The sequence below is a fragment of the Clostridium sp. CM036 genome, from assembly GCF_055081135.1.
In genome coordinates this window covers 2,442,609-2,454,913 of sequence record NZ_CM143652.1, presented here as the reverse complement: position 1 = coordinate 2,454,913, position 12,305 = coordinate 2,442,609, and the positions used below count along the sequence as shown (strand labels likewise).

The window sequence follows — 12,305 nt, the reverse complement described above, 5'->3', positions numbered from 1 at the left end:
AATAGTATAATTAAAAAAATGGAAAAGATAATTAAATCTTTTCCATTAATATATTATTCTGCATCTTCGTTTTTTATGTTAAATTTCTTCATGAATCTATCAACTCTTCCACCGGCATCAATATTCTTTTGCTTACCAGTGTAGAATGGATGGCAATTAGAACATACGTCTACTTTAAGTTCTTGTTTAGTAGATCCTGTAGTAAAAGTGTTTCCACATGCGCATTTAACAACTGTGTCGTGATGGTATTCTGGATGTATTGCTTCTTGCATATTTTTCACCTCTTTCAAAAAAAAATATATACCCGTATTGTCAACTCTTTAATTTTATCATATAATTAATAATTAAGTCAATAAGAATAAAAATATATTAAAGTAAAAAAACATGTGTAAGATTTGCCATAAAATTATAAGGCATACTTAAAGCTATGCTTTTAAAACATGGATTAACAAATTGGAGGGAAAAATATGTACGGACCAAAAAATCATGGCTGGGTGGAAGTTATTATAGGGCCTATGTACAGCGGGAAGTCTGAGGAGCTTATACGTAGGATAAGAAGAATTAAAATTGCAAGACAGAAAGTGCAGGTTTTTAAACCTGAAATTGACAATAGATACAGCAGGGGAGACGTGGTGTCTCACTCCGGAACTAAGGTAGATGCAGTTCCGGTTAAGGATAGCGCACAGATGTTGCAGCTCTTAGATGCGGATACACAAGTTATTGCTATAGATGAGGTACAGTTTTTTGATAAAGGTATAATTGATGTAATCACTACCTTAGCTGATAGCAATAAAAGGGTTATATGCGCGGGTTTAGATATGGATTTTAGAGGGATACCTTTCGGACCGATACCTACACTTCTGGCTGTGGCGGAATTTGTTGACAAAATTCAGGCGATTTGTGTAGTGTGTGGCAATCCGGCTACTAGAACTCAACGTTTAATTAATGGGAAACCGGCTAAATATGAAGATCCCATTGTCTTAATTGGAGCTACGGAATCCTATGAAGCGCGATGTAGAAAGTGTCACATTGTCCCAAAAGAAGGGGTGTAACTATGGCTAAAAACATAAATGTCGGAGGTCAGGCAGTAATTGAAGGGGTTATGATGAGAGGAAGCGCGGGAATTGCCACCGCGGTGAGAACTGAGCAAGGGGAAATTGTAGTGGAGAAAAAAGGATACACAGCTTACACTAAAAAAAATAAAATTTTAGGGCTTCCAATAATAAGAGGGTTTGTTTCTTTAATTGAGTCTTTAGTTATAGGTGTAAAAACTTTAAATTATTCAGCTTCTTTTTTTGAAGAAGAGGAAGAACCTTCAAAATTAGATAAATGGATAAAAAAAGTATTCAAGGAAAAAAGCAATGATGTAATTGTGGGGATATCTCTCGTCATTTCATTGATTATATCTATAGGGTTATTTTTTATTTTACCAACTCTTGTAGCTAGTTTTTTTAGTAAGGTGGGCGCAAGCACAATGGGTATGAATATTGTAGAAGGAATTATTAGAGTTTTAATATTTTTAATATACGTATATTTAATAGGAAAAATGGAAGATATCAAGAGGGTATATCAATACCATGGCGCAGAACATAAAACTATATTTTGTTATGAAAACAATGTTGAATTAACTCCAGAGAATGCAGCTAAGTTTGGAAGACTGCATCCAAGATGTGGTACGAATTTTTTGTTTTTAGTTATGATAGTTAGTATAATAATGTTTTCTTTAACTGGTTGGAATTCAATCTGGGAAAGAATAATGTATAGAATAGTACTTCTTCCTTTGATTTCGGGTGGAAGCTATGAAATTATTAAATGGATGGGAAAAAGCACAGGCACCCTAGCTAAAATCCTTTCTTATCCAGGACTGAAATTGCAGAACCTAACTACGAGGGAACCGGATTTGTCTCAGATAGAAGTGGCAATAAAGGCGCTTAAAGTAGCTGAGGGTATTGAATGTGTCTAATATAAAAAACAAATATATTCATCCCGTGGTAATCATAAATGAAGGTGGTAGGAAATGAATATAGGAGAAATACTTCTAGAATCGTATGAAATTTTAAAAAAAGTTCAGATTGAAAGTTATTTGTTGGATTCACAACTCTTACTTGCTAAGGTTTTAAATAAGGATAAATTGTTCATAATGCTTAATAGAGATTTTAATCTTAATCAAAAGCAGGAAAATGAATTTTCGCGGTTAATTCAGATTAGAAAAAGTAAAATGCCTATAAAATACATTCTTGGTGAATGCGAATTTATGGGAATGGATTTTATAGTAAGGCCAGGAGTTTTGATACCGAGGCCTGACACTGAAATTTTAGTTGAAGAAGTAATTAGGCATATAAATGAAAAAGCTTATACTGAAGTGTGTGATGTTTGTAGTGGAAGTGGAGCTATTGGCATAGCCATAGCTGAATTCATTAAAAGTACGAAGGTAACGCTGTATGATATAGCTGATGACGCTTTAACTGTGGCAAAATTGAATATAGAAAGATTTGACTTGGCTATTAGAGTTAACGTGGAGAATAGTGACTTATTGAAAGCTCCTATTGAACAAAACAAGAAATTTGAAGTGGTAGTTTCCAATCCACCTTATATAAGAGAAGATGTTATACCAACTTTAATGGATGATGTAAAGGAATATGAACCGTATATAGCCCTTAGTGGTGGAAGAGATGGTTTAGATTTTTACAGGAGGATTACAGAAGAGAGTTTACAGGTTTTGAAAAAGGGAGGGCTCTTAGCTTTTGAAATAGGATATGATCAAAGAGAAGAAGTTAGCAATATTCTTTTAAAATCAGGATTTAAGAAAATAGAATGTATTAAAGATTTGGCTGGGAATGATAGGGTCATTAAAGCCATTTTAGTGTAATAAATGTTAAATCATCTCCTGCGGAGATACACAGCTTCGACGAAGGTGTATTAGCTAGATGCAATTTGTATTTTGAATCTAATTGTGATAAAATAATATGATGTGAAAATATATATACGGAGTGATAAATATGTTGGGTAGGCTTGATTTTACAGAAAATAAATACGATGAGATTTCAATTAAAATTTGCGACCCGTTGGTTATAGCTAATCAAAAGGAATGGCAAAAGTTATGCAAAGAACATGCAGAATTGGAAATACTCGTTACAAAATATAGAATATATAAAAAAGCTAAGCAGGATTTAGAATCAAACAAAGAAATGCTTAGAGAAGAATCAGATAAAGAAATGAAAGATATGATTCAAGAAGAGATGAAGGACTTAACTCAAACTAAAGAAACTATGCAGGAAGAATTAAGAATTTTACTTTTGCCTAAGGATCCAAATGATGATAAAAATGTATTTGTTGAAATTAGGGCAGGAGCAGGTGGAGATGAAGCAGCATTGTTTGCAGCAAATCTATTCAGAATGTATACAAGATATGCAGAGCGTAATAGATGGAAAGTTGAAGTAATGAGTGCTAATGAAACTGATATTGGCGGATTCAAAGAAGTGGTATTTATGATAAAAGGTGAATCTACATATAGTAAATTTAAATACGAAAGTGGAGTACACAGGGTTCAAAGGGTTCCAGATACAGAGTCGAGCGGAAGAATTCATACGTCTACGGCTACTGTAGCAGTGCTGCCAGAGGTTGAAGATGTAGACATTGAAGTTAGTGCTAACGATTTAAGGATAGATGTGTTTAGAGCATCTGGTAATGGCGGACAGTGTGTTAATACAACAGATTCAGCAGTAAGAATGACACATATCCCTACAGGACTTGTAGTTTCTTGTCAGGATGAGAAGTCTCAGTTAAAGAATAAAGAAAAAGCACTAAAAATATTAAAATCTAGATTGTTTGATAAAGCTGAGGCTGAAAGATCGGCAGGAATAGCTGAAGATAGAAGGAGTCAAGTAGGTACGGGAGATAGAAGTGAGAGAATAAGAACTTACAACTATCCTCAAGGAAGGGTAACAGATCATAGAATAGGGTTAACATTGTATAGATTAGAATCTTTTCTTGATGGAGATATAGATGAAATGCTAAATACCTTGATAACTGCTGATCAAGCAGAAAAGATGAAATCCATGGGTAATAATGATTAGAATTTAGTGTAGGCACATGAAAATAGACTAGCATATTGATTTGTGTTTTATAAGGACTCTAATTATTATAAGTGAAAGGTGAAATTATGAATATAAATAAAGCCATTAGAAAGCAAAAGAGGACTTACAAATGTTTATGCTATCAATGTGCTTTATTTTTGTTTTATCGCCAAATATATTAATAGATCAAAGATTATAAATATATTTTTTTATAATATATTTAGTTTGCATCGAGCTGATGATTACGTTTGTAGTACTTCATAACAAATTAAAATTCAAAATTTAGAGGAAACTTATTTCTATTTTATAATTAATAAAGGTGGATTTAAGAAATATATTTTACTAGATAACTTATATAGACCTTGTGTTCAAGCAGTCTTTTCTGATGATGATATAGAAAAAATTAAAGATTGCGGCATAAACCCCCACTGACACAAATAAAATTAGTGTATAGGGAAATAAGCATAAAGCTAAACGCTTCTATACTTTATTCTCATATGGAATTGTAGCATATATGATTATAATTCTATAAAAGTGGGGGTATAAATTTGAATAGTAGTATTGTTTTGATAATCATATTTTCAGGAGTAATAGCTTTGATTGGTACTATGACAGGGGCGTTTTTAGGTGTTATTATAAACAAACCTTCACAAAAGTTCTTAGGAAATATTATAGGATTTTCATCAGGACTTATGCTTTCTATTGTAGTTTTTGAACTTATTCCAGAAGCTACAGAAAAAACAGGATTGCTAGGAACCTTATTATTTTTAATCCTAGGAATTATTGTTGTTGTAACAATAGACAAAATCAGCAATTTAAGTGGCAATGCAAATTCTCAATATACAAAGGTGGCTTTTATGGTTGCCATTGGAATAATGATTCATAATTTTCCAGAAGGTCTAATAATGGGATTTGGGTTTGTTAACGGAGAGAACTTAGGACTTAAAATGAGCGTTATAATTGCAATACATGATGTGCCGGAAGGCTTGGCTGTGGCAGCACCTCTAATGCTTTCGGGGACAAAAAGCAGAAAAATATTATTTTACGCATTTTTAACAGCCTTGCCTACTGCAATTGGCGCTTGGATAGGAATTTATATTGGCAGCATATCTGTAAATATATTAGGTGGTGCTCTAGCATTTGCGTCAGGTGTTATGTTATATGTGATTTACGGAGAGATGATTCCACAGTCTAAAAAGCTTTGGTCAGGAATCACAAACACATTGGGAATACTTTTGGGGATAATAGTTGGGTTAATAGTGACTAATGTGCTTTAACGACATTTCAGAAGGAAAGTCTCCCACTTCTATAAGTGAGGGTATAAATCTCCTTCTCAAGTCGTCAATGCATCTTCTTCGAAGATGTGCAGCACCGCAGATGATGATTTAATTAAGAGGTGTAAGGATGAAAACGAAGATAACAATAATAGATGAAAATAATATTGAACAAAATATAATTAATGAGGCTGGGCTCGTTATAGCTGAAGGCGGATTAGTTGTTTTTCCTACGGAAACAGTTTATGGTCTTGGTGCGAATGCCTTAGATAAGATTGCTGTAGAAAAAATTTTTAAGGCTAAGGGAAGACCACAGGATAACCCCCTTATTGTGCATGTGGCAGATTTTAATATAGAGTATTTAGTTAAAGAAATACCCTATATAGCCAAAGAAATTATGAATAGATACTGGCCTGGACCAATAACGCTTATTTTTAATAAGTCTGATTTGATACCTATAACTACAAGTGCGGGACTCAATACTGTAGGTATACGTATGCCAGCGAACCTCATTGCAAGAAAACTTATTGAGGCAGCTGGAACACCTATTGCAGCCCCATCAGCTAATATATCTGGTAGACCCAGTCCAACTGATGTAGAAAGTTGTATAGAAGATTTAAATGGAAAGATAGAGTATATTCTAGGGGGAGATAAAAGTAAAGTAGGCCTTGAGTCAACAATAGTTGATTGTACTTGTACCCCTATATGTATACTAAGGCCGGGGGCTATAACCATTGAGATGTTAAGAGAGATAGATGAGAAAATATATATTGATAAAAATATAATGTCTAAACCAAAGGACGATTTTAAACCTAAAGCACCTGGTATGAAGTATAGGCATTATGCACCAAAATCTCCAGTTAAAATTATATGTGGAGATTTAGAAAAAACTGTTGCAAAAATCAATGAAATAGTGCAGAATAATATGGGCAATAAAAAAATAGGGATTATAGCGACAGATGAAACTAAAGCTAAATATTGTTGCGGCACTGTTATTTCCTTAGGTAGCAGAAAGCACTTAGATAGCGTGGGCAAAAATCTTTTTGAAGTTTTAAGAAGTTTTGATGATACCGATGTAGATTTAATATTATCAGAAGCGTTTGAGGAAAAGGGTATAGGTGTTGCTATAATGAATAGGCTTAAGAAATCTGCAGGCTTTGATATGATTGAAGTATAGTAGATAACAATTTATAGTTGATATCTATTCCAGATGAATATGAGGAGGATAACTATGGGTATATCGTATATTTGTAATGAAAAAATGCGAAGAAACTATATGCTAGAAGCTATTTATAGTAAAATATATACTATAAATATTATAGACCCATATGTTAAAGATGTCTTAGTATATTCGAAAGAATTTAGTGGATTAAAGAATAATGTATTCTTATTATTGGATAAGATAAAGAAGATAATAGTATTTAAATAGTTTATTTAAATACCGATATCTTCTTTTTTTGTAACATAATATCTTTAGATAATAAAATATTTCTTGGAGGTGTTTCATAATGAAAATAGCATTAGGTAGTGACCATGGTGGTTTAAGTTTGAAAAAAGAGATTATTAAACATCTGGAGAGTAAAAACATCCAGATAGCGGACTTTGGTACTTATACTGAGGAGTCTTGTGATTATCCAGATTATGCTCTAAAAGTTGCACAGGAAATAGCAGTTAAAAATTTTGAACTTGGTATACTAATATGCGGTACAGGGATTGGAATAAGTATTGCTGCCAATAAAGTACCTGGGATAAGAGCTGCACTATGCAGCGACACTTTTAGCGCTCATGCAACGCGCGAGCATAATAATGCTAACATACTAGCGCTTGGCGAGCGAGTTATTGGCACCGGGTTAGCCCTAGATATTGTAGATACTTTTATCGCTGCAAAATTTCAAGGGGACAGACATCAAAAAAGAATTGATAAAATAAATAAAATTGAGGAAAAATACTCTAAATAAACATTAAAAAAGCAGGAGGAATTACATATGAGTAAAGTAACGCAAATCACACATCCACTTATACAACACAAATTGGCATACATAAGAGATAAAAACACAGGTTCAAAGTATTTTAGAGAGTTAGTTTCAGAGGTCGCAATGCTTATGGCTTATGAAGTTACCCGTGATATACAATTAGAAGAAGTAGAAATTGAAACTCCTATTTGTATTACTAAATGCAAAGTTTTGGCTGGAAAGAAAATGGCTATAGTACCTATATTAAGAGCAGGTTTAGGAATGGTTGATGGTATGCTAAATCTTATACCGGCAGCTAAGGTTGGACATATAGGAATGTATAGGAATGAGGAAACGTTGCAACCAGTTGAGTACTTCTGTAAATTGCCTCAGGACATTAGTGAAAGAGATGTAATTGTTACGGATCCTATGATTGCTACAGGAGGTTCTGCGATAGATGCAATTTCAGCTCTTAAGAAAAGAGGAGCAAAAAATATAAGAATTATGTGTCTTATAGCTTCACCTGAGGGAATTAAGGCTATTACGGAGGCACACCCAGATGTAGATATATATGTAGCCTCAATTGATGAAAAATTAAATGAAAAAGGATATATTGTACCGGGTCTTGGTGATGCTGGAGATAGATTATTCGGAACTAAATAGTTAAATATTATAATTTATATATGAAAACTTAAAAAGCAACTTACAGAAAATTATCTGTAAGTTGCTTTTTTTTACTTAATTGAATTTTATTGAAAATATCTATTAAGTAATCCCTTAAATGCGCAGCCGTGACGTGCTTCATCTTTGCACATTTCATGTACTGTATCATGAATTGCATCATAGTTAAGTTTTTTAGCTAAAGTAGCTAAATCTTTTTTACCTTGACAAGCTCCGTGTTCAGCATCAACTCTCATTTCAAGGTTTTTCTTAGTGTCTGCGGTTACAACTTCTCCAAGCATTTCAGCGAATTTTGAAGCATGTTCAGCCTCTTCAAAAGCTATTCTCTTATAAGCTTCTGCGACTTCTGGGAAGCCTTCTCTATCAGCTTGACGGCTCATTGCTAAATACATACCAACTTCAGTACATTCTCCAACAAAGTTAGCTCTTAATCCTTCTATAATTTCTGCATCTACGCCTTTAGCAACTCCAATGACATGTTCATCTGCCCATGACATATCATTTTCAGTTTTCTCTATAAATTTATCGCTTTTTGCACCACAAACTGGACAAACGCTAGGTGCGGAGTCTCCCTCGTGAATATATCCACATACTGTACAAACAAATTTCTTCATATTAATTTCCCCCTCGTATTCTTTTGAGTAAGATAACAATTATAAATTGTATCCCCTCGTATATTAGTTATATAATTTACTAAATAAATAAAAAATATGTGTTTATCTTTGCTACAATTACTACTATACACTAACGGATAATAATTATCAAGTAAAATTTAATATCTTTTAGTGGAAAAAGTTCGAGCATATTCGACAAGTTGCTAATTTAATATATTTTCTATGCCAGCTAAATCTTTTATTTGAATTAAATTCTTGTTGAAATCTATTAAGCCATCAGCTCTCATATTCACGAGCTCTCTTGAAAGAGATGGTCTCTGTACACCTAGATGATCAGCAAGGCTTTTTCTAGAAATAGGAAGTAGGAGTGCTAAGTTTTTTTGAATTTCATATTGAGAAAGTAAGTAATTAGATATTTTTTGCCTTAGGGTTTCAAAAGAGAGTTCTTTAATCTTTTTATTTAATAAAAGAATTTTACTTGATAATAATTGCATGAAGTTGTTTAGTACTTTAGGGTAGGAGCTACACATAGCTATAATATCTTTTTTTGAAATATAAAGTATAATTGAACCTTTATAAGATACTATAGTAGCTGGGTATATATTTGTCTCTGAAAAAGCGATTGCTTCTCCAAAAATTTTTCCTTTATCTAATTTTGCAAGGGTAACAACTTTTCCACTAGCATAATGTTTTTGTACTTCTAGTTTACCTTCAATTACAATGCCTAGAGATTCACAGATTTCACCCTCAAGAGCAACAATGCAGGTTTGGCATTCAGTACAATTTTTGCAGTTATTGGAAATTGAATAATTTATACTTGTAATTAAATTTTGCAATTCGTCACAAGTTAAACCTTTAAATAAAATACACTGTTTTAAATGATTTACCAGTTTATCCATCAAATCACCCTCAAATTTTTATTTTGGTAACGTAAGTTACATATTAGTATAAGTAATTTTAATATAATTAACATATACAGTCAATTAAAAAATTAATTAGGTACATGAAGATAAATAAAATAGTATACGAATTGTTATTTATTTGAATGGGCATCAATGTGAATATATAAAAAATGGAGGAGTTAAAATATGAAAAGGAATATTATTAGTATAGATGAAAATAAATGTAATGGTTGCGGATTATGCATAAATGCTTGTCATGAAGGAGCCATAGAGCTCGTTAGCGGTAAGGCTAAATTAATAAGCGATGAATATTGTGATGGTCTGGGAGATTGTCTGCCAGGGTGCCCAACAGATGCTATTAAAATAATACAAAGAGATGCTGTAGAGTATGACGTACAGGCCGTTGAAATAAAAAAGAAACAAAATGATGCTAAACCAAATTTACCCTGTGGATGTCCTGGTACAATGGAAAAATCCATAAAAAGAAATGTGAATTTGAATATTAAACTAGCTGCAACTAAAATAAGCAGTTACGATGCTTCGCCACTAGAGTCAGAATTAAACCAATGGCCAGTACAGTTAAAGCTAGTTAATTCAAAGGCAGGATTTTTAAAGGGTGCAGATATATTAATTGCTGCAGATTGCACGGCGTATGCTTATGGGGGTTTTCATAAGGAATTTATTAAAGAAAGAGTAACGTTAATAGGATGCCCAAAGCTCGATGATAATGATTATTACAGACAAAAAATTTCAGAGATATTAGAAAATAATAATATTAAAAGCATTACGGTAGTTAGAATGGAGGTACCTTGTTGCGCGGGTATTGTTAATTCTGTAAAGGAAGCTATGCTTCGAGCTGGAATAATAGTTCCATACAAAGAGGTAACTATTGGTATAAACGGAGTAATAATTTAGTATTGATATAGAGGGCTGCGAACCCACCCCCTTTCTATACTTGAGCACGTCAAGGAGGCATATAATATATGTTTCTCTTGACGTGCTTTATAGTAAGTTAGCATATATAGTTCATTAAACACTTTAAATCATCGTTGTTTTAGTGTAAAATAACAGTGATTGATTATTAGATTATAAATTTAGTTTTTAATTTTTAATCTACATAATTAAAATATGTTTATATGAGGTATAATTATGGAAAGAATTGATAAGCATAATTATTATTTGGATATATGCGAAACAATATCTGAACGAGGTACTTGTTTACGTAGAAATTTTGCAGCTATAATAGTGAAAAATGATGAAATTATGTCTACTGGATATTCAGGAGCGCCTAGAGGAAGAGCGAATTGTTGTGATTTAGGGGTCTGTAGAAGAGAAGAATTAAAAGTCCCAAGAGGGACAAGGTATGAACTTTGTAGATCAGTACATGCTGAGCAAAATGCAATTATATCAGCCCGGAGAAATGATATGTTAGGGTCGACTTTGTATTTAGTTGGGAAAGAGGTTAATAGCGGTGAATTAGTTATAAATGCGTCTCCATGTTCTTTGTGCAAGAGGTTTATAATTAATTCGGGTATAGAGAAGGTAATAATTAGAGATAACAAAACGCAATATAAAATTGTATATGTAGAGGAATGGATAGAAAATGATGATTCAATTCAAGGTGATGGTGGATATTAATTATGAAATTCTGTAAATTGGTTTCATAAACTTTAACGACATTTCAGCTCCGCAGGAGATGATTTAATCTATATTTATCAAATAGAAACAATATTTTTGTGAAAGAAAGGTTTTTTATGAGTAATAGGTATATTTTAGCAATAATTACAGCTTTAATTTCTTTTATAATTACCCCTTTAGTTAAGAAATTAGCAATAAAGGTGAATGCCATAGATATTCCTAAAGATGAAAGGCGAGTTCATAATAAGCCTATTCCAGTTATGGGAGGGCTCGCTATATACATAGCCTTTGTTATAGGAATAATTTTATATAATGGCATCCTAACAACTTCCCAAATAGGTATAATTATTGGAGCAACTATTATTGTTATTGGGGGCATTATAGATGATATTAAAGATTTAAGTCCTAAATATAAGGTTTTAATACAGGTTATAGCGGCCATATGCCTTTTAGTATCAGGTATAAGGATATCAACTGTAACTAACCCTTTTAGAGAATTTTACCCTTATCTAAGTATAGGATGGGTTTACATCCCGGTAACAATAATATGGATTGTAGGTGTGACTAATGCTTTTAATCTAATAGATGGATTAGACGGTTTAGCAGCAGGTATAGCATTTATATCTTCTGTTACCTTAATGATAGTTTCTTTGCTTAATGGAAGACTCGAAGCAGCATTTTTGACTGCTGTCTTAAGTGGTGCTGTTTTAGGATTTATACCATACAATTTCAATCCAGCTTCTATATTTATGGGGGATACGGGATCTCAATTACTAGGGTTTCTTCTGGCAGCTATTTCAATTGAAGGGGCTATTAAATCTGCAACATCTTTTGTTATTGCAGTACCAATTTTAGCTTTTGGATTACCTATTTATGATACTCTTTTCGCTATGATTAGAAGGAAAGTTAATGGGAAATCTATGATGCAAGCAGATAAAGGCCATTTGCACCATAGGCTTTTGGATATGGGACTCAGCCAAAAACAAGCAGTTATTATCATGTATTTTATAAGCGCTGTTTTAGGTGGGATTGCCATTATAGCTATGCAAATTAGTAATCAAAGGGCATATTTTTTGTTAGCATCAGTAATGGTTATAATAGTTTTAGTGGCTTGGAAATATGGAATTTTTCAGCAAAAAGAGTAATTTAGTTAACATGTGGTTATAAA

15 protein-coding genes are annotated in these 12,305 nt (G+C 32.8%); 12 read left to right on the top strand and 3 right to left on the bottom strand.

From position 1 onward, the window contains the following. Nucleotides 1-53 precede the first annotated feature (53 nt). Nucleotides 54-272 carry a 50S ribosomal protein L31 gene (gene rpmE, locus ACWJKE_RS11575; RefSeq protein WP_165413047.1) on the bottom strand — a complete coding sequence of 73 codons (219 nt, stop codon included), beginning with the start codon at nucleotides 270-272 and terminating at the stop codon, nucleotides 54-56. Nucleotides 273-467: 195 nt separating this feature from the next. On the opposite strand from rpmE, the gene ACWJKE_RS11570 reads away from it, so the two are divergent. The 9 genes from ACWJKE_RS11570 (at nucleotide 468) to upp (ending at nucleotide 7,965) form a co-directional block, all read left to right on the top strand. Beyond that, nucleotides 468-1,052, top strand: coding sequence for a thymidine kinase (locus tag ACWJKE_RS11570; protein WP_165413048.1), 585 nt, complete (start codon nucleotides 468-470; stop codon nucleotides 1,050-1,052). A 2-nt stretch (nucleotides 1,053-1,054) separates the two neighbouring features. Continuing rightward, the gene (locus ACWJKE_RS11565; RefSeq protein WP_462953342.1) at nucleotides 1,055-1,963 is read left to right on the top strand and encodes a DUF1385 domain-containing protein; all 909 of its coding nucleotides are present in this window, start codon (nucleotides 1,055-1,057) and stop codon (nucleotides 1,961-1,963) included. 54 nt (nucleotides 1,964-2,017) lie between these two features. Beyond that, the gene (gene prmC / locus ACWJKE_RS11560; protein ID WP_216303365.1) at nucleotides 2,018-2,869 is read left to right on the top strand and encodes a peptide chain release factor N(5)-glutamine methyltransferase; all 852 of its coding nucleotides are present in this window, start codon (nucleotides 2,018-2,020) and stop codon (nucleotides 2,867-2,869) included. Between the two features lie 130 nt (nucleotides 2,870-2,999). Further along, the gene (gene prfA / locus ACWJKE_RS11555) at nucleotides 3,000-4,076 is read left to right on the top strand and encodes a peptide chain release factor 1 (protein WP_216303364.1); all 1,077 of its coding nucleotides are present in this window, start codon (nucleotides 3,000-3,002) and stop codon (nucleotides 4,074-4,076) included. Nucleotides 4,077-4,624: 548 nt separating this feature from the next. Further along, nucleotides 4,625-5,353 (top strand): ZIP family metal transporter, encoded by a 729-nt coding sequence (locus tag ACWJKE_RS11550; RefSeq protein WP_216303363.1) that lies wholly within the window; start codon nucleotides 4,625-4,627, stop codon nucleotides 5,351-5,353. Nucleotides 5,354-5,480: 127 nt separating this feature from the next. Continuing rightward, nucleotides 5,481-6,527, top strand: coding sequence for an L-threonylcarbamoyladenylate synthase (locus ACWJKE_RS11545; protein ID WP_216303362.1), 1,047 nt, complete (start codon nucleotides 5,481-5,483; stop codon nucleotides 6,525-6,527). A gap of 54 nt (nucleotides 6,528-6,581) precedes the next feature. Continuing rightward, nucleotides 6,582-6,779 carry a hypothetical protein gene (locus ACWJKE_RS11540; protein WP_216303361.1) on the top strand — a complete coding sequence of 66 codons (198 nt, stop codon included), beginning with the start codon at nucleotides 6,582-6,584 and terminating at the stop codon, nucleotides 6,777-6,779. Between the two features lie 79 nt (nucleotides 6,780-6,858). Continuing rightward, a complete protein-coding gene (gene rpiB / locus ACWJKE_RS11535) occupies nucleotides 6,859-7,308 on the top strand; it encodes a ribose 5-phosphate isomerase B (protein WP_216303360.1) in 450 nt (149 codons plus the stop codon). Nucleotides 7,309-7,335: 27 nt separating this feature from the next. Continuing rightward, complete coding sequence (gene upp / locus ACWJKE_RS11530; protein WP_165413055.1) at nucleotides 7,336-7,965, top strand: uracil phosphoribosyltransferase; 630 nt, start codon at nucleotides 7,336-7,338, stop codon at nucleotides 7,963-7,965. 86 nt (nucleotides 7,966-8,051) lie between these two features. On the opposite strand, the gene ACWJKE_RS11525 is transcribed toward upp, so the two are convergent. Both ACWJKE_RS11525 and ACWJKE_RS11520 read right to left on the bottom strand, forming a co-directional pair. Next, nucleotides 8,052-8,597 (bottom strand): NADH peroxidase, encoded by a 546-nt coding sequence (locus ACWJKE_RS11525; RefSeq protein WP_216303359.1) that lies wholly within the window; start codon nucleotides 8,595-8,597, stop codon nucleotides 8,052-8,054. Nucleotides 8,598-8,800: 203 nt separating this feature from the next. Further along, nucleotides 8,801-9,496 (bottom strand): Crp/Fnr family transcriptional regulator, encoded by a 696-nt coding sequence (locus ACWJKE_RS11520; protein WP_216303358.1) that lies wholly within the window; start codon nucleotides 9,494-9,496, stop codon nucleotides 8,801-8,803. Nucleotides 9,497-9,685: 189 nt separating this feature from the next. Between ACWJKE_RS11520 and ACWJKE_RS11515 the strand changes: the two genes are divergently transcribed. The 3 genes from ACWJKE_RS11515 to ACWJKE_RS11505 all read left to right on the top strand — a co-directional run bounded on the left by ACWJKE_RS11515 (nucleotide 9,686) and on the right by ACWJKE_RS11505 (nucleotide 12,282). Beyond that, nucleotides 9,686-10,414, top strand: coding sequence for an ATP-binding protein (locus ACWJKE_RS11515; RefSeq protein WP_220286866.1), 729 nt, complete (start codon nucleotides 9,686-9,688; stop codon nucleotides 10,412-10,414). 234 nt (nucleotides 10,415-10,648) lie between these two features. Next, nucleotides 10,649-11,137, top strand: coding sequence for a deoxycytidylate deaminase (locus ACWJKE_RS11510; protein WP_216303356.1), 489 nt, complete (start codon nucleotides 10,649-10,651; stop codon nucleotides 11,135-11,137). Between the two features lie 116 nt (nucleotides 11,138-11,253). Continuing rightward, a complete protein-coding gene (locus tag ACWJKE_RS11505) occupies nucleotides 11,254-12,282 on the top strand; it encodes a glycosyltransferase family 4 protein (RefSeq protein ID WP_216303355.1) in 1,029 nt (342 codons plus the stop codon). Nucleotides 12,283-12,305 lie beyond the last annotated feature (23 nt).

What these genes read in the sequence shown, in the direction of transcription:
- ACWJKE_RS11510 (WP_216303356.1), top strand. Translation starts at nt 10,649, where the DNA reads ATGGAAAGAATTGATAAGCATAATTATTATTTGGATATATGCGAAACA.
- rpmE (WP_165413047.1), bottom strand. Translation starts at nt 272, where the DNA reads ATGCAAGAAGCAATACATCCAGAATACCATCACGACACAGTTGTTAAA.
- ACWJKE_RS11565 (WP_462953342.1), top strand. Translation starts at nt 1,055, where the DNA reads ATGGCTAAAAACATAAATGTCGGAGGTCAGGCAGTAATTGAAGGGGTT.
- rpiB (WP_216303360.1), top strand. Translation starts at nt 6,859, where the DNA reads ATGAAAATAGCATTAGGTAGTGACCATGGTGGTTTAAGTTTGAAAAAA.
- prfA (WP_216303364.1), top strand. Translation starts at nt 3,000, where the DNA reads ATGTTGGGTAGGCTTGATTTTACAGAAAATAAATACGATGAGATTTCA.
- upp (WP_165413055.1), top strand. Translation starts at nt 7,336, where the DNA reads ATGAGTAAAGTAACGCAAATCACACATCCACTTATACAACACAAATTG.
- ACWJKE_RS11545 (WP_216303362.1), top strand. Translation starts at nt 5,481, where the DNA reads ATGAAAACGAAGATAACAATAATAGATGAAAATAATATTGAACAAAAT.
- ACWJKE_RS11515 (WP_220286866.1), top strand. Translation starts at nt 9,686, where the DNA reads ATGAAAAGGAATATTATTAGTATAGATGAAAATAAATGTAATGGTTGC.
- ACWJKE_RS11525 (WP_216303359.1), bottom strand. Translation starts at nt 8,597, where the DNA reads ATGAAGAAATTTGTTTGTACAGTATGTGGATATATTCACGAGGGAGAC.
- ACWJKE_RS11520 (WP_216303358.1), bottom strand. Translation starts at nt 9,496, where the DNA reads ATGGATAAACTGGTAAATCATTTAAAACAGTGTATTTTATTTAAAGGT.
- ACWJKE_RS11505 (WP_216303355.1), top strand. Translation starts at nt 11,254, where the DNA reads ATGAGTAATAGGTATATTTTAGCAATAATTACAGCTTTAATTTCTTTT.
- prmC (WP_216303365.1), top strand. Translation starts at nt 2,018, where the DNA reads ATGAATATAGGAGAAATACTTCTAGAATCGTATGAAATTTTAAAAAAA.
- ACWJKE_RS11570 (WP_165413048.1), top strand. Translation starts at nt 468, where the DNA reads ATGTACGGACCAAAAAATCATGGCTGGGTGGAAGTTATTATAGGGCCT.
- ACWJKE_RS11540 (WP_216303361.1), top strand. Translation starts at nt 6,582, where the DNA reads ATGGGTATATCGTATATTTGTAATGAAAAAATGCGAAGAAACTATATG.